This window comes from Kaistia hirudinis (assembly GCF_014196455.1).
In the GTDB taxonomy this organism is placed as follows: Bacteria; Pseudomonadota; Alphaproteobacteria; order Rhizobiales; family Kaistiaceae; genus Kaistia; species Kaistia hirudinis.
This window is the reverse complement of the sequence record NZ_JACIDS010000002.1, coordinates 387649-404244: the sequence shown is the minus strand read 5'-3', so window position 1 is coordinate 404244 and position 16596 is coordinate 387649. Positions and strand designations below refer to the sequence as shown.

The window sequence follows — 16596 nt, the reverse complement described above, 5'->3', positions numbered from 1 at the left end:
ATGGCGAGCCGCTCGATGAAGACCCCCGCCGCGCGGATCGCCCGCGTCTTCCGCCTCGGCGTCAAGGAGCTCTACAGCCTCAAGGCCGATCCGGTTCTGGTGCTGCTGATCGTCTATGCCTTCACCGTCGCGATCTATGCGGTCTCGACCGGCGCCAAGATGGAGGTGCTGAACGCCTCCGTCGCGATCGTCGACGAGGATCAGTCGAACCTTTCGGGGCGGCTCCGCGACGCGATCCTCGCACCCTTCTTCAAGGAACCGGTATCGATCGGGGCCGACCAGATCGATGCCGTGATGGATTCCGGGCAGTTCGTCTTCGTCATCGAGATCCCGCCCAAGTTCGAGCAGGATGCGCTGGCCGGCAAGAAGCCCTCGGTCCAGATCAATGTCGATGCGACCGCGATGTCGCAGGCCGGCAATGGCGCGTCCTATCTGCAATCGATCCTGCTGCAGGAAGCCGTCGCCGCGCTCGGCGCCAGTTCCAGCCAGCCGATCGACCTCGTCGTTCGCGCCAAGTTCAATCCGAACCTCGTCTCGTCCTGGTTCACCGCGCTGATGCAGGTCATCAACAATGTGACGATGCTGTCGATGATCCTGAGCGGTGCGGCGCTGATCCGCGAGCGCGAGCACGGCACGATCGAGCACCTCCTGGTCATGCCCGTGACGCCGACGGAGATCATGCTCGCCAAGATCTGGGCCAATGGTCTCGTGATCATCGTCGCGGCCGGCATCTCGCTCTTCGCCATCGTCGAGCGGCTGCTCGGCGTGCCCGTGCAGGGATCGATCCCGCTCTTCCTCGCCTCGGCCACGCTCTATCTGTTCTCGGTCACGTCGCTCGGCATCCTCATCGCCACCGCCTCGACCTCGATGGCGCAGTTCGGACTGATCGTGATGCCGGTGCTGATCGTCATGATCCTGCTCTCCGGCAGCACCACGCCGATCGAAAGCATGCCGAACTGGCTGCGCTATGCGATGCAGGTCTCGCCCTCGACGCATTTCGTGGCGCTGTCGCAGGCGATCCTCTATCGCGGCGCCGGCATCGCGGTGATCTGGCCGCAACTCGCCGCTTTGGTGGTGATCGGCGCCGCCTTTTTCAGCCTGGCGCTGATGCGATTCCGCAAGGCGCTCTTGAACGCCTCCTGAGGGGCTCAGCCGGCGGCGGCATTGCGCTTTCGCGTCTCTGCGGCCTTCTTGGCCGAGCGCGAGCGCTCTGCGGCTGGCCGCTCCGCTGCGGCCTCGCCGCCGAGCTTGCCGCCGCGATGCGCAGCGGGATGGCCGGTGTCCTTGCCGCGTCCCGAGCCGCCTGGCTTCTTGCCGCCGCCATCGTCCTTGTTGACGGTCGCCCAGGCACGGCGCTCCGCCTCGTCGGTCGAGACGCCCTTTTCCTCATAGCTCTCGGCGATATGGTCCGCCTTGCGCTCCTGCTTGTCCGTATATTTCGATTTGTCGCCACGGGGCATGGTCGTCCTCCTCTTCCTGCGATCTGATTCCAGCAACCTGAACGGCCCGCCGCGGCGTCGGTTCCCTCGGGCCCCGGGCGGCGGCCCGAACTGGTTCCGGGAAATCGCGGCGAAGCGGACCTAGAGGGAGGACCGTCGGCTTGCCAAGCTCTGGCGTGATCCGCCCTTCAGCGGGCTGCCGGAGTTCCTCATGACGTCCGAAACACGATTTGCGCTGGTCGGCGCCGGCTTCATCGGCCGTTCGCATGCGCTGGCGATCCATGCCGCGAACCTCGCCTTCCCGGACCTGCCGCTGAAGGCGCGTGCCCATATCCTCGCCGAGGATAGCGAGGCGCGCGCCACCGCGGCGGCCGCCCGTCTCGGCTTCGATCGCGCGACGGCATCCTGGCAGGAGGCCGTCGAGCAATCGGATGCGGTGGTGATCGCCGTTCCCGGCTTCCTGCACTTCCCGATCGCGGAATTCGCGCTGAAGAACGGCAAGCCGGTGCTGTGCGAGAAGCCGGTCGGGCTCGGCACGGCGGAGGCGCGGCGCCTTGCGACGCTCGCCGCCGAGACCGGAACGGTGAACGCCGTCGGCTTCACCTATGTCCGCCTGCCGCTGGTCCGCCATGCCAGAGACCTGATCGGAAGCGGCGCCTTCGGGCGCGTGCTGCAGGTACGCGGCCGGCATTTCGAGGATTATCTCGCTGATCCCGCCGCCCCGCATGGCTGGCGCCTGTCGCAGGCGAGCGCCGGGCGCTTCGGCGCGCTCGGCGATCTCGGCTACCATATCCTCGCGATGCTCCGCTTCCTCTGCGGCCCGATCGCGGAGCTCTCCGGCCTCGCCCGGACCTTTCACACGGCGCGCCCCTCGCCGACGGGGCCTCGGGTGGTCGAGAACGAGGACTATGCCGCGGCGACGCTCGTCTTCGAGAGTGGCGCCGTCGGCACGGTCGAGACCAGCCGCGTCGCGCTCGGCCGCAAGATGGAGGTCTCGTTCGAGATCGTCTGCGAGGGCGCGACGATCGCCTTCGACGCCGAGCGGATGAACGAACTACGGATCTACGAGGCCGGGCAAAGCGCCGAGGGGCAAGGCTTCCGCACCATCCTCGCCAATGCGAGCCACCCCGACTTCGCGGCGTTCCTGCCGGCGCCGGGGCACCAGATCGGCTTCAACGATCTGAAGACCATCGAGATCGCGTCGTTTCTGCGCGCCATCGCGGCGGGCCAGAGCCTCGCGCCGGATCTCGCTGAGGCGGCCCGCATCAGCGCGCTCTGCGACGCCATCCTCGATTCGAGCGCGAGCGGCGGGCGCATCGCGGATCCCGAAACTCATCACCCCGAAACGCGTGGGAGCACGGCGCAATGAGCGTTCGCATCGGCATCAATCCGATCACCTGGACCAATGACGACGTGCCGGAGCTGGGTGGTGACACGCCGCTCGAAACCTGCCTCGCCGAGATGCGGCAGGCGGGCTATCGCGGCACGGAGCTCGGCGGCAAGTATCCGCGCCAGTCGGCGGTGCTCGGCCCGATCCTCGCGCGCTACGGGCTGGACCTCGTCTCCGGCTGGTATGACGGCCGAATCCTCGAACGCGCGGTGGAGGTCGAGTTCGAGGCGATCCTGCCGCATCTCACCCTGCTCCGCGACCTCGGCGCGAAGCATGTCGTCTATGCCGATACCTCTCGTGGCCGTCATGACGGCATCTTCGGCCCGATCTCGCAGCGCCCGAAGCTCGAGGAGCATGAGTGGCAAGGCTATGGCGAGAAGATCACGCGCCTCGCCGACAGCATGGCGGAGTTTGGCGTCGGCATGGCGTTCCACCACCATATGGGAACGATCATCGAGACCGACGCGGAGATCGACCGGCTCATGGATGTCACCGGCCACAGCGTCGGCCTGCTGTTCGATACCGGCCACTGTCTCTTTTCCGGCGGCGATCCGGCGCGGCTGCTGGCGCGCAATATAGACCGCGTGGTGCACTTCCATTGCAAGGACGTGCGGCCGGCCATGCTGGAAAAGGCGCGGCGCACCGATATGAGCTTCATGGGCGCCGTGCTGGACGGCATCTTCACCGTGCCGGGCGATGGCAGCGTCGATTTCCTCGCATTGCTGAAGCCGCTGGCCGCGCGCGGCTATGAGGGCTGGCTCGTCGTCGAGGCGGAGCAGGATCCGGCCAAGGCGCCGCCGCTCGAATACGCGACCAAGGGCTACCGTTCGCTGCTCGCAACGGCCCGCGAGGCGGGCTTCACGGTCGTCACGCGGGAGGACGGCTGAGCCCTTGGCTCAGCCGACTGCGATGGCGCGCTTTTCCCGCGCGCTCGTGACCGCCGCCTCGACGAGGCGGATGCCCCTGAGGCCGTCGGCGAAGGTCGGAAACGCATCCGTTTCGCCGCGCATGCCGGCCCAGGCGGCGGCGACGATGTTGCGGAATGCGTCGATATAGCCTTCGGCATGGCCCGCGGGCAGCGCGGTGAGATCGGCCTCCTCCGCCGCCATGAGCGAAGGCGCGCGCTGGCGGATCAGCGTGCCGTCGACGCTCCGCTCGCGATAGGTGTTCGGTTCCTCCTGGTTCCAGTCGAACCCTTTGAGCGCGCCATCGACCGACAGGACGATGGTGTTCGGGTGGCCGACCGATACGCAGCTGATCGTCGCGCTACCACCACCGCCACCCGAAAGGCGCACCAGCAGGTCGACCTGATCCTCGACATCGACCATGACGCGGACCGAGCCGTCCTCGGCCATGTGTCCCGGTGGCCGCGGGCCCTGCCCTTCGCCGCCGCGCCAGATCCGCTCGCGCTGGTGGATCGAGAGCTGCGCCGCGATCTCGACGATGCGCTCGCCGGTGACGTGCTCGACCAGATCGAGCCAGTGCACGCCGACATCCATCAGCGCATAGCCGGGGCCGACGCTGCCCGGCGTGAAGTGCCACATATATTTCGCGGGATCGAAGCCATCTTCGGACAGATAGCAGCCGGAGACGCGGCGCAGGGCGCCGAAGACCCCCTCCCGCACCTTGCGCCGCAGCGCCGCCACCAGCGGATAGCCGCGATAATTATACGCGACCGCGCCGATGCGCCCGGCGCGCACCGCCGCCTCGATCATGCGTTCCGCCGCAGCGAGCGAGGTCGCCATCGGTTTTTCGCAGAGGACATGCGCCCCGGCGGCGAAGCCGGCCAGCGCATGGGCTTCGTGCAAATGGTTGGGCGTGCAGACATGCAGGACATCGGGACGCTGCTCGTCCAGCATCGCCGCGAGATCGTCATAGGCCGGCACCGGCGCGAGCGCCGCGGCCGCCGCGCGTGAACGGCCGCAGACGCCGACCAACTCGCCGCCGAGATCGCGGATGATGCGCCGATGGACGCGGGCGATGCCCCCGGTCCCGACAATCGCAATCCTCATGCGACCTCTCCTGCAAACGTTTGCATGATGCGTACTCCTCGCCGGCGACGTGTGCATAGGTATTCAACAAGCGGATGCGCAACGAGTCAAAGGGAAACGCCAAATAGTGCGCTATTTCATGAGCTTGATGGACGAAATCCGGGTCGGACGATCTCCGGATGAGTCTCTTGCAAGCGCTTGCATTCATTTGTAGCATCGGCGCTTCTCGGCATGGCACTGGCGGCAATGACCTCATCACGCAGGACGTCTCGCCCCACTCTTTCCGACATCGCGCGGGCGCTCGATCTGTCCGAGGCGACGGTATCGCGGGCGCTCCGCGGCAGCCCGATCATCAGTGAGCAGACCCGCACCGACGTCGCCCGCGTGGCGCGCGAGCTCGGCTATGTCCCCAATGCCGCGGCGCGCAGCCTCGCCCGTCAGGCCAGCCACACGCTGGGGCTCCTCGTCCCCGACGTCACCGATCCCGTGCACGGCATGATCGTCGCCGGCTTCGGCCAGGCGGCGGCTGCGGCGGGCTACACGGTGCTGATGCTGGACGGCGTGCGCGAGGATCGCCGCCGCGCCAGCGCGCTCAGGACGCTGCGCGAGCATCAGGCGCAGGGCGTCGCCTTCTGCAGCGCGCCGGTCTCGCCCGAGGAAGCAGCCGAGGCCCTGCGGCCTGCCCACGCCGTGTTCGTGCTGCCGGAATGGACGGGCGCGGATGCCGAGGACCGGCCACTTGGCCGGATCCGTGCGGACGATGCGGTCGGCATCCACCTTCTGGTCGAGCATCTGCTCGCGACCGGCCGCCAGCGCTTCTCCTATGTCAACGGGCCGGACATCGCGTCGAACCGGCTGCGGCGCGGTTCGATCCTCCGGGCGCTGGAGGCGCAGCATGTCGAGCCGCGCATCCGCGAGTTCTCGGCGAGCCTCGACCGGGCGGAGATCGACGCCGTCGCGCGGCTCGCAGCCCGCGAACGACCGGACGTGCTGATGTGCTACGACGACAAGCTCGCGCTGCACCTGCTCGATGCGCTGCGCAATGTCGGGCTGCGCGTGCCGCAGGACGTGGCGGTCACGGGCTTCGACGGCATCCCCTTCGCCGCCGTCGCCAATCCGCGCCTCACCACGATCGAGCAGCCCGCCGAGCAGATGGGCGCGCGCGCCGCCGAGGCGCTGATCGCGGCGATCGAGAGCGGTGCGCCGCCGCAGGACCAGTTGCTGCCCGTCCGCCTCGCCGTGCGCGAAAGCTCCCTCAGCGGGAGGGCGGGCAATGGGTGAGCACCAGCGCCTCTCGATCGACCTGATCTCGGTCGACCGGACCTGCAGCGAGCCGATGCACCGGCAGATCTATGGTTCGCTCCGCCGCTATATCCTCTCGGGCCAGATCCCGTCACAGACGCTGCTGCCCTCGACGCGTTCGCTGGCCGAGGATCTGAATGTCGGGCGCAACACCGTCATCGCCGCCTATGACCAATTGCTCGCCGAGGGCTTCATCGAGGCACGGGCGGGCTCGGGCACCTGGGTGGCGCAGATCCAGCAATGCCGCTCGAGCCCGGCGGCGCGCGTCCACCCGCACAATCCCGACCGCCTGTCGCGGCGCGGGCGGACGATCGTCAACGGGCCGCAGCCGCCGCGCAACGCCGGCGTCGTCAATCTCCATCCCGGCGTGCCGGAGACGACGCTGTTTCCCTTCTCGATCTGGAGCAGCCTGCTCCTGCGCAATTCGCGCAGCCGCGACGAAAGCCTGCTCGGCTATCTCTCCTTCGCCGGCCATCCGGGCCTGCGCCAGACGATCGCCAATAACATCTCCGTCTCGCGCGGCATCACCTGCTCGGCCGACCAGGTGATCGTGGTGACGGGCGCGCAGGCGGCGCTCGACCTCGTCTCGCGCGTGCTGATGGACGAGGGCGACAATGTCTGGATGGAGGAGCCGGGCTATCTCGGCGCCAAGAGCGCGTTCCTGGCGAGCGGCGCCCGCCTCGCTCCGCTGATGGTCGACCGCCGCGGCTGGAACCTCGCCGATCCCGACCTGCCGACGCCCCGGCTGATCTATGTGACGCCGTCCTGCCAATGGCCCTTCGGCACCATCATGCGGATAGAGGAGCGGCTGCAATTGCTGGCGATCGCCGACCGCGCCGGCGCCTGGATCATCGAGGACGATTATGACGGCGAATATCGCTATCGCGGCAGCCCCATTCCGGCGCTGCGCGGCCTCGATCACGCCGACCGCGTCATCTATATCGGCTCCTTCGGCAAGACGCTGATCCCGGCGCTGAGGATCGGCTATCTGATCGTGCCGCGGGAACTGTCCGAGTCTTTCGACAAGGCGGTCAGCATCACCGGGCAGTTCGCGCCGCTGATCCTGCAGGCGACGGTTAACGATTTCATCCGCCAGGGCTATTTCGCGACGCATCTGAAGCGCATGCGCCGCCTCTATGCCCGCCGGCAGGCGCAGTTCGTCCGCCTCTGCGAGGAGCATCTCGGCGAATGGGTCAGCGTCGCCGAGAACGACGCCGGCATGCAGGTGCTGGCGTCCTTCAAACGGCCGATGAGCGATCGCGACGTGGTCGCGGCCGCCGTCAAGGAAGGGCTCGACGTCCAGGGCATCTCGAACAACTACCATTCGACGATGCCCGAGCACGGGCTGCTGCTCGGCTATGCCGCCCATGACGAGCGGCAGAGCCTGCGGGCCGTGCAGGCGCTGCGCGCCGCCTTCAGGAGGATCGGCGCATGAGGCGATCAGACGCCCGCGCTGTCGAATTTCTGCAGGTCGATCGGCTCGACCTTGCGCAGTTCGATCGCGTTCGCGTCGACATTCTCGAGCGCGACGCGGGCGGCGGCGTCGATGTTGTGGATCATGTCGTCGATCTCGCTCTCGGTGTGCAGCGGATGCATCGCGATCATGACGGTGCGGTTGAGGATATCGAGCGAGCGCTTGCCGAGATCCTTCGGATAGTCGAGCCGCAAGCCCTGATTGGCCGGGAGCTTGTAGGGGTCGAGCGCGGGATGATGCGCGCCCTCATGCATCAGCACCTGGTCCCACTGGGTGAAGTTGTGGCGCCCGGTCTTGCCGGCGATGACGCTGGGAATCGTCTTCGCAAAGGCCTGCGCGGCAGCCTCGGTCGGGAGGATGTACATCAGCTGCGCCGCGCAATCATGGTCGGCACTGTTCATCGGCGAGGCGCGCAAGCCGAGATTGTCGAGATGGCGCGTGCCCGCGAGGATCTTCTTCTTCTCCGCCCGCATGGCGCCGATCATGCCGTCGAGCCGGTCCAGCTGGACGTTGAGCATGGCGCCCATGATCTCGGAGGCACGGGCTCCGGCCCCGGCGAAGGGAACGATCGAGTCGCTGCGGCCCTGCCAATAGAAATGACAGGGGTCGATGGCGCAGCGCGCCCGCTCGATCACCTTGGGATCCGAGGTCGCGATGCCGCCACCCTCGCCCGCCGTCATGTTCTTGAAATAATTGAACGAATACGCGCCGGCATGACCGATCGAGCCGAGCTTGCGGCCCTCATAGGAGCCGCCGATGCCCTGGCAGACGTCCTCGAGCACGAGGAGGCCGTGCTTCCTTGCGATCTGCATGATCGCGTCCATGTTGCAGGCCGCCCCCCACATATGCACCGGGATGATTGCGCGGGTGTGCGGGCCGATGGCGTCGCGGATGGCGTTCGGATCGATGGTGAGGCTCTCGTCGATATCGACGATGACGGGGATCGCGCCGACGGCGAGCACGGCGGTCGCCGTCGCCATATAGGTGTGGGCAGGCACCAGCACCTCGTCGCCCGGGCCGATGCCGAGGCCGATCAGCCCTGCATAGAGGCCGAAGGTGCCGCTCGCCGCGAGCGCGAACTGCTCGACGCCGAGATGCGCGGCATAGCGGGCCTCGAAGCGATCGCACTCGCTGCCCTTGCCGTATCGGAACAATTCGCCCGAACGGATCACCCTGGCGATGGCGGCGATCTCTTCTTCACCCACGATGTACATGGAAGTCTCCCATCAGACGAACGGTCTCGATTGATTGACCGCGTGCGCGGCCCATTGAAAGAACCAATCCGCCCCGATCTGACCGGGCCATTGCCGCGGCATCGCATTCGTGATTTTCGCGTGAATCCAGAGGCCTGCGCGGATCGCGGATCGTCCGGGGCGAATCGTACCCATCCGAAAACGCGAAATTGGCTCTGTCTGCCGCGCGAGCTTCATCGTTTCCTGAAACCCGGTTGCAGGCGGCTGGCGCAGGGATGCCGGCCGCTCCGCAAGCCCCCGTGCAATGCGCCGGATGGCGCAACGGGGCGGCGCGTTCGCTTCGATAGCGGACCCGCCGCGCCGATCCGGCCCACGCCCGCAAGAGGCAGCCGGACCAGAGCCGCTGGCGTTCCGGCCGAACGACAGCGGAACAGAGGGAAGGCCGAGCTGACCTAAACGGGAGATCCACATGAAATCCGCAGCCAGAATTGCTGTCGCCGCCATGATGTCGGCGGGGCTCCTCGCCGGCGCCGCGCATGCCGAGGGCCTCAAGGAAGCCAAGGACGTCCACATCACCTTCGTCGTGCATGGCGCGGCGGCCGATCCCTACTGGTCGGTGGTCAAGCGCGGTGTCGACGATGCCGCCGCGCTCACCGGCGCCAAGGTCGACTATTACAACCCGCAGGTATTCGACGTGGTCGAGCAGGCGCGCCTGATGGAGGCCGCGATCGCGACCAAGCCGGATGGCATCGCCGTCTCGATCGCCGATGCCGACGCCATGCGCAAATCCGTCACCGCTGCGGTCGCGGCCGGCATTCCGCTCGTCGTCGTCGATTCCGGCGAGAAGCCCGGCACCGAGATGGGCGCCGGCATGTATGTCGGCACGGTGTCGGAATATGATTCCGGCAAGAAGGCCGGCGAGCGCCTTGCCAAGGAAGGCATCCTCAAGGTCGTCTGCATCAATCACGAGGTCGGCAATGTCAGCCTCGACGAGCGCTGCCAGGGTCTGAATGACGGGCTGAAGCCGTCGGGCGGCGGCACAGAGGTCGTCGCAGTCACGCCGGACCCGGCCGACGTCAAGCGCCGTACCGAGGCCTATCTCTCGGCCCACCCCGAAGTTCAGGCGGTGTTCGCCATGGGCGCCGGTGCCGCCGCGCCGTTGATCCAGCTCTTCGACGAGAAGGAACTGCAGGGCAAGCTCAAGCTCTACACCTTCGACATCAGCCCCGAGGTCCTCGACGCGATCATCGCCGGCAAGATGGGCTTCGGCATGGATGCGCAGCAGTATCTCATGGGCTACCTGCCGGTGATCTTCCTCGTCGAGCACGCTACGCACGGCTTCTGGCCGCTCGACAGCTTCTATACCGGCCCGCTCTTCATCGACACGCCCGACAAGGCCAAGGCGATCCAGTCGCTCGCCAAGGCTGGCATCCGCTGATCGCACGAACTGGAGGCGCCGGTTCCGGCGCCTCCGGCCGCATGCCGGGTCGAGGAGTCCGATGACGATCGTGAACGAAGAAACCGAAAAGACCGAGATCAGCGCCGCAGCCGAGCGCTTCGGCCTCCGCCCCAAGCGCGCGGGCGGACGGGACGAGCGGCTGGCGGCGACCGGCCGCCTGACGCAGACCCTGCGCCGGCCGGAGGCAGGCGCGGCGGCCGGACTGATCGCGACGATGATCATCTTCGCGCTGCTGCCGGGCGCCGCCAATCTCTATTCGCTGCAAGGCGCGATGACCGTGCTGACGCTCTCGGCGGAGCTCGGCATCGTCGCCACGGCGGCGGCGCTGCTGATCATCGCCGGCGAGTTCGACCTGTCGGTCGGCTCGATGATCGGTTTTGCCGGCGTCGTGATCGGCCTCACCGTGCGCTATCTCGGCCTGCCGCTCTGGGGCGGGATCGGCTGCGCCTTCGCCGTCGCCATCCTCGTCGGCTATCTGAACGGCCTCATCGTCGTGAAGACGCGCCTGCCCTCCTTCATCGTCACGCTGGCCTCGCTCTTCATCCTGCGGGGCCTCTCCGTCGGCCTCACCCGCGCCGTGACCGGCCGCACGCAGATCCCCTATATCCTCGACGACGTACCCGATCCGGCGACGGCGAGCCTCTTCAACGGCCACATCCTCACCGGCTTCTTCCAGTGGATGGGGAGCCACGGCTGGATCGCGACGCGCTCGGACGGCGCGCCCTTCGTCACCGGCATTCCGATGTCCATCGTCTGGTGGCTCGTGCTGACCGTCATTGCCGGCTATGTGCTGACGCAGACGAAATTCGGCAACTGGATCTTCGCGACCGGCGGCGATTCGACCATTGCGCGCAATGTCGGCGTTCCCGTCGACCGGGTGAAGATCGGGCTCTTCATCTACACCGCCTGCGCGGCCACGCTGCTCGCCACCATCCAGGTCATGGAGGCCGGCTCGGCGGATACGACGCGCGGCCTGCTCAAGGAGTTCGAGGCGATCATCGCCGCGGTGATCGGCGGCGTGCTGCTGACCGGCGGCTATGGCACCGTCTATGGCGTGCTGTTCGGTGCGCTCATCTTCGGCCTCGTGCAGATGGGCATCTTCTACACCGGCATCGACACCGACTGGTTCAAGGTCTTCCTCGGCGTCGTCATTCTGCTCGCCGTGCTCGTGAACAACTGGATCCGCGTGAAGGCACTCACGCGGGGAGGACGCAAATGACGACGACACGCGCCACCGCACCCGCCATGGAGCTGAAGGGCGTCAGCGTCTCCTTCGGCTCGGTCAAGGCGCTGCAGGACATCGACATCAAGGTCTATCCCGGTGAGGTGCATTGCCTGCTCGGCGACAATGGCGCCGGCAAGTCGACGCTGATCAAGGTGCTCTCCGGCGTGCACCGGCCGACCGAGGGCGAGATCCTCGTCGATGGCCGGCCGGTCACCTTCCGCGGCCCGCGCGACGCGCAGGAATGCGGGGTCGCCACGGTCTTTCAGGACCTCGGCATGATCTCGCTCATGAGCATCTCGCGGAACTTCTTCCTCGGCCGAGAGCTGACGAAGAGCCGCCTGCCCTTCTCGCGCATGGACAAGGAGCGCCAGGACCAGGTCGCCCGGCAGGCCATGGCCGATATCGGCATCGACGTGCGCGATCCGACGCAGGCCGTCGGTACGCTCTCGGGCGGCGAGCGGCAGTCGGTCGCGATCGCCCGTGCGATCCATTTCGGCGCCCGCGTGATCATCCTCGACGAGCCGACCTCGGCGCTCGGCGTGCATCAGGCGGCGATGGTGCTGAAATTCATCATCGAGGCGCGCATGCGCGGCCTCGCCGTCGTCTTCATCAGCCACAACATCCATCACGCCTATCCGGTCGGCGACACGTTCACGCTGCTCAATCGCGGCCGCAATCGCGGCACTTACGCGAAGTCGGAGATTTCGCGCGAGGAGGTCATCGCGATCATGTCGGGCGGCGAGGACTTGCGGGCCGTCGAGGCCGAGATCGAGCAGTTGCTCGCCTCGATCGCGAACCGGAACGTCAGTGTCCCGGCCGCATAGCGTCCGCTTCCGGAGAGAAGAATGACCAGACTGAAGATCGGCGTGATCGGCGCCGGCATGATCACGCAGGTCGAGCACATCCCGAACCTGCTCGCGCTCAAGGATCTGTTCGAAGTCGTCGGCGTCGCCGATCCCTCGCAGGCCTCGCGCGACTTCGTGACCGCGACGCATGGCGTCGCCGGCTTCGCGACGGTGGAGGCGCTGCTCGCCGAGGATCTCGATGCGGTAGTGATCGGCTCGCCCGACCCGCTGCATCATGAGCAGGTGCTGGCGGCGCTTAAGCGCGGGCTGCACGTCTTCTGCGAGAAGCCGCTCTGCTACGGGCCGGACGAGATCGCGGAGATCATCGCGGCGCGCGATGCGACGGGTCGGATCGTCCAGACCGGCTATATGAAGCGCTTCGACCCGAACTACCGCCTGGCGCTCGAGAACCTGCCCGGCACGGCCGGGACGCTGCGTTACGTCGCCGTCGAGGTGAACGACCCCGACGCCTGGCCGTTCATCGCGCACCGGCCCTATTTCCGCGGCCAGGACATTCCGCGCGACCTGATCGAGGCGACGATCGCGAAGCAGAAGGCGCAGGTCCGGCGTGCCATCGGGGCGGAACTCTCGCCACTCGCCTTCAAGGGCTTCACCAGCGCCTATTCCTCCGCACTGATCCACGACATCAACGCCGTGCACGGCATTCTCGACGTGCTCGGCGTCGGCGACGGCACGGTCGTGGGCGCCGAGCTCTTCGCCGGCGGCGACGGCGGACAGGGCGCCGTGCGCCTCCTCGATGGCCGAGCGCTCTGGAACATGGTGCATCTGACCGTGCCGGCGCTCGCCGACTACAAGGAACGGATCACGCTGTTCTTCGACGACGCGATGCTGGAACTCGCCTTCCCCTCGCCCTGGCTCAACCACCAGCCGACGCGGCTCACCATCAAGACCTCCGACGGCCATACGCTGACCGAGCGCTCGCTCCGCGCCGGCTATGGCGAGGCCTTCGTCGAGGAGCTTCGCGGCTTCCACGCCGCGATCACGGCCGGCGCCCCGGTGGTCAATCCGCCGGAACACGCCCTGCGCGACATGACGCTGCTGGTGGCGATGACGCGGCGGTTTGCGGGGCTTGGGACTGCCTGAGGCGGCTTGAAGAGGCCGCCTTGGACCGTTGCCCAAAGAGCGGTGCCAATTGGCTTCGCTGCCAGCACCATTCGCCGCCGTCATCCCGGGCTTGACCCGGGATCCATACAGCCGAAGCGCAAGACGCTGGAACACCTCAGGCTGAATGGATCCCGGCTTCCGCCGGGATGACGGAGGATTGGAGAGCCGGTCGGCGCCCTAGGCCCAACCAAGGCTGGATTGCCGGGTCAGGCCCGGCAATGACAGGGCCCGCGGTCACCCCGCCCGCAGCGCGTCGCGGAACACCTTCATGCCGACCACGTCGAGGTCGAATTCCCGGATCCAGTCGCCGATCACCGGCGTCGCGAACAGCTCATATTCTTCCGTGCGGATATGGGCGTCCGGCGGGTTGATGGTCTCGAAATCGCCGACGGTGTTGAAATGCAGCGAGAGGAAGGTGAGACCGTCGGGAATGCTCTCGAACATGGTTCGGTAAGCCGTCTTCGCATCGGTCTTGCGGGCCCAGGGCGTCTCGAGAACGATGTCGAACACCGCCTCGCCGGCCGCCTCCATCGCCGCGATCTCGACATCATAGCGGGCATAGTCCAGTTCGCCGGCATAGCTCGCCGGATTATAACCGCGAAGGCTCTTCGGCAGCATCACGGGCACGCCATATTCGGCGCCGAGCTTGCGATAGATCGCCGTGAATTCCGGCATCTGCGCCGTGCCCATATGCGCGTCGAAATGGGTGATGTCGATGCCGGCCGCAACCGCGACCTCGATCTGGGCGCGCAGCTCCGCCTCGACGGCGTCGGGATGCGCCTTGCGCGCCTGCGGCACGGTCGGCCAGAAATAGCCGTACTCGTCCGTCAGGCCGGACGACTTGGAGACGCCGGTGAGCGGGCGCCAGCGATAGGGCTTCTGCTCGCTGGTCAGCGTCAGATGCACGCCGAGATCGAGCGCCGGGTGCTTCGCCGCGATCTCGACGGTCTCGGGGAACCAGGGGCACGGCACCATGACCGAGCCCGAGGAACAATGCCCCAGCGCCGAGAGCTCGACGAAGGCCATGTTCGCGCCATGCGACATGCCGACATCGTCCTCATGGATCACGACGCGCTTGCGGGCGGGCTTCTCGCTCATTCCTTCATTCCCCTTCATGTCAGTTCGCGTCCCGTCAGCCGACCCGGGCGACGAGATCGGTCAATGCATCGAGATCGGTCTCGTCGCGGCGGAAATGCCCGGCGACGCGGCCCTGCGCCAGCACGGTAATATCGTCCGCGACCGAGAGCGCGTGGCGGAAATTATGCGTGATCAGGATGACGGCCTGGCCCTGGTCGCGCGCCGTCAGGATGTGGTCGAGCACCTTGCCGGCCTGGCGCACGGCGAGCGCCGAGGTCGGCTCGTCGAGGATCAGCAGCGAGGAGCCGAAGAACATCGCCCGCGCGATGGCGAGCGACTGGCGCTCGCCGCCGGAGATGTTGATGCCCTTTTCGTCGAGCCCGCGCTCCCAGCGCACGCCGAGCTGATGCAGCGCCGAGCGCGCCATCGCATCGGCCTTCTTCAGATCCAGGAACTTGAACGGGCCGAAACCCTTCTGCGGCTCGCGGCCGAGCACGATATTGCGCGTGACCGAGAGCAGTTCGCACACGGCGAGATCCTGGAACACGGTCGCGATGCCGCGCTCGCGCGCCTCGGCCGGGTTGCGCAGCACGACGTCCTGGCCGTTGAAGCGCAGCGTGCCGCCATCCGGCGGGAAGACGCCGGAGAGGATCTTGATCAGCGTCGACTTGCCGGCGCCATTGTCGCCGAGCAGCGCGAGGATGCGGCCGGAATAGGCCTTGAGCGAGACGTCGACCAGCGCCGTGGTCGCGCCGAAGCCCTTGGAGATATGGTCGGCCTCCATCACCGGCACGGCGCCGGGCGGGATGGGCTCGATGGTGCGGCGGCTCGCCTCCAGCTCGCCGGATCCGGCGCCGGACGGGCGCGCGCGGGTCGGCGGCTGATCGGGGTTCAGCGGTTCGCTCATCCGGCTTCTCCCTTTTCTGCTGCGGCCCCTGCCTGGATCGCCGCATCGGCCGCCGCGCTCGATCGCTTGAAGCCGCCGAGCGGCTTCGAACGCGCCATGCGGCGGGCGACGTCGGTGTTGAGGATCACGGCGCCGACCACGATGACACCGGTCAGCGTGCGGAAGAAGTGCCCCGGCGCGCCAGCAAGCACGAGGCCGACCTGGATCATGCCGAAGGTGATGGCGCCGAGCATGGTGCCGACGACGGAGCCATAGCCGCCGGAGAGCAGCGTGCCGCCGATGACGGTGACGGCCACGGCCTGCAGCTCCATGCCCTCGCCGCGCAGCGCATCGACCGAGGAGAAGCGCGCGACCTGGATGATGCCGGCGACGGCGGCGAGCGCCGAGGTCAGCACGAACAGGATGATCGTGACGCGATCGACCGGAACGCCCAGATTGCGCGCCGCATTCTCGTTCTGGCCGCGGGCCTGGATCCAGTTCCCGAGCCGGCTCCGCGTCAGCAGGATCGTCGCCAGGAGGGTGATGGCGAAGAACCAGACCATCGACATGCGGAAGCCGAAGATCAGCGGTCCCGACATGACGTTCTTGAACACCACCGGGATGTCGACCGTCATCGGGAAGCCGCCGGTGAGCGCGATCAGCACGCCGCGCCAGATCAGCATGGTACCGAGCGTCACGACGAAGGAATGGATGCGGAAGCGCACCACGACATAGCCGTTCAGCCCCCCGAGCAGGGCCCCCACGGCGACGGCAACAGGCGCCGCGATCACCGGCGACAGGCCGAAATCGCGCATCAGCACAACGCAGACATAGGAGGTGAGGCCGAGCACGGCGCCGACGGAGAGGTCGAAATGGCCGCCGATCATCAGGAGCGTCACGCCGATCGACAGGATGCCGAGCTCCGAGGCGATCGCCATGATGCTGATATAGGTCAGCTTGGTCGGAAAGAGCGCCGGACTCAGGATCGTGAAGACCACGAAGAGGATCAGGACGGCGGCGATCGCCGTCGATTCCGGCCGCAACATGAAGCGCCTGAGCGCCTCGCCATAGACGATCCGGCGCGACGGGACCGTCCGTGCCACCCCGCTTGCGGGTTCGTTCGTCATTACATGCCTCGATCGGGATCGCACCGCAGGACGAAGCCGGGAGGGCGGCGCGCCGCGCTCCCG

General features: G+C 67.3%; 15 protein-coding genes. 9 read left to right on the top strand and 6 right to left on the bottom strand.

The window, feature by feature from the left end; genetic code table 11:
• On the top strand, nt 1–1143 hold the full coding sequence (locus GGR25_RS06925) for an ABC transporter permease (RefSeq protein ID WP_246409333.1): 1143 nt from the start codon (nt 1–3) through the stop codon (nt 1141–1143).
• Nucleotides 1144–1148: 5 nt separating this feature from the next.
• On the opposite strand, the gene GGR25_RS06920 is transcribed toward GGR25_RS06925, so the two are convergent.
• On the bottom strand, nt 1149–1460 hold the full coding sequence (locus tag GGR25_RS06920; protein WP_183398026.1) for a plasmid stabilization protein: 312 nt from the start codon (nt 1458–1460) through the stop codon (nt 1149–1151).
• Nucleotides 1461–1650: 190 nt separating this feature from the next.
• Between GGR25_RS06920 and GGR25_RS06915 the strand changes: the two genes are divergently transcribed.
• Nucleotides 1651–2808 (top strand): Gfo/Idh/MocA family protein, encoded by a 1158-nt coding sequence (locus GGR25_RS06915; RefSeq protein WP_183398025.1) that lies wholly within the window; start codon nt 1651–1653, stop codon nt 2806–2808.
• Nucleotides 2805–3716 (top strand): myo-inosose-2 dehydratase, encoded by a 912-nt coding sequence (iolE, locus tag GGR25_RS06910; protein ID WP_183398024.1) that lies wholly within the window; start codon nt 2805–2807, stop codon nt 3714–3716. The genes GGR25_RS06915 and iolE overlap by 4 nt, the downstream gene beginning before the upstream one ends.
• A gap of 9 nt (nt 3717–3725) precedes the next feature.
• Here iolE and GGR25_RS06905 read toward each other — a convergent pair whose 3' ends face one another.
• Nucleotides 3726–4841: a Gfo/Idh/MocA family protein gene (locus GGR25_RS06905; protein WP_183398023.1), complete on the bottom strand. Its 1116-nt coding sequence runs from the start codon at nt 4839–4841 to the stop codon at nt 3726–3728.
• A gap of 210 nt (nt 4842–5051) precedes the next feature.
• On the opposite strand from GGR25_RS06905, the gene GGR25_RS06900 reads away from it, so the two are divergent.
• Both GGR25_RS06900 and mocR read left to right on the top strand, forming a co-directional pair.
• Nucleotides 5052–6101 carry a LacI family DNA-binding transcriptional regulator gene (locus GGR25_RS06900; protein WP_183398022.1) on the top strand — a complete coding sequence of 350 codons (1050 nt, stop codon included), beginning with the start codon at nt 5052–5054 and terminating at the stop codon, nt 6099–6101.
• On the top strand, nt 6094–7557 hold the full coding sequence (gene mocR, locus GGR25_RS06895) for a rhizopine catabolism transcriptional regulator MocR (RefSeq protein WP_183398021.1): 1464 nt from the start codon (nt 6094–6096) through the stop codon (nt 7555–7557). Before GGR25_RS06900 ends, mocR begins: the two co-directional genes overlap by 8 nt.
• Before the next feature lie 5 nt (nt 7558–7562).
• On the opposite strand, the gene GGR25_RS06890 is transcribed toward mocR, so the two are convergent.
• Complete coding sequence (locus tag GGR25_RS06890) at nt 7563–8810, bottom strand: DegT/DnrJ/EryC1/StrS family aminotransferase (protein WP_183398020.1); 1248 nt, start codon at nt 8808–8810, stop codon at nt 7563–7565.
• 448 nt (nt 8811–9258) lie between these two features.
• On the opposite strand from GGR25_RS06890, the gene GGR25_RS06885 reads away from it, so the two are divergent.
• The 4 genes from GGR25_RS06885 (at nt 9259) to GGR25_RS06870 (ending at nt 13422) form a co-directional block, all read left to right on the top strand.
• Complete coding sequence (locus tag GGR25_RS06885; RefSeq protein WP_183398019.1) at nt 9259–10227, top strand: rhizopine catabolism ABC transporter substrate-binding protein; 969 nt, start codon at nt 9259–9261, stop codon at nt 10225–10227.
• 97 nt (nt 10228–10324) lie between these two features.
• Nucleotides 10325–11467 (top strand): ABC transporter permease, encoded by a 1143-nt coding sequence (locus GGR25_RS06880; RefSeq protein WP_380146379.1) that lies wholly within the window; start codon nt 10325–10327, stop codon nt 11465–11467.
• Nucleotides 11464–12297: an ATP-binding cassette domain-containing protein gene (locus GGR25_RS06875; protein WP_183398017.1), complete on the top strand. Its 834-nt coding sequence runs from the start codon at nt 11464–11466 to the stop codon at nt 12295–12297. Before GGR25_RS06880 ends, GGR25_RS06875 begins: the two co-directional genes overlap by 4 nt.
• 21 nt (nt 12298–12318) lie before the next feature.
• The gene (locus tag GGR25_RS06870) at nt 12319–13422 is read left to right on the top strand and encodes a Gfo/Idh/MocA family protein (protein WP_183398016.1); all 1104 of its coding nucleotides are present in this window, start codon (nt 12319–12321) and stop codon (nt 13420–13422) included.
• 255 nt (nt 13423–13677) lie between these two features.
• Here the strand turns inward: GGR25_RS06870 and GGR25_RS06865 are convergent, their stop codons facing one another.
• Genes GGR25_RS06865 through GGR25_RS06855 form a run of 3 tightly spaced genes read right to left on the bottom strand, consistent with a single transcriptional unit; the run spans nt 13678 to nt 16533 of the window.
• Nucleotides 13678–14541: a polysaccharide deacetylase family protein gene (locus GGR25_RS06865; protein ID WP_183398015.1), complete on the bottom strand. Its 864-nt coding sequence runs from the start codon at nt 14539–14541 to the stop codon at nt 13678–13680.
• Nucleotides 14542–14575: 34 nt separating this feature from the next.
• A complete protein-coding gene (locus GGR25_RS06860) occupies nt 14576–15427 on the bottom strand; it encodes an ATP-binding cassette domain-containing protein (protein ID WP_183398014.1) in 852 nt (283 codons plus the stop codon).
• Complete coding sequence (locus GGR25_RS06855) at nt 15424–16533, bottom strand: ABC transporter permease (protein ID WP_183398013.1); 1110 nt, start codon at nt 16531–16533, stop codon at nt 15424–15426. Before GGR25_RS06855 ends, GGR25_RS06860 begins: the two co-directional genes overlap by 4 nt.
• Between the last annotated feature and the right edge of the window lie 63 nt (nt 16534–16596).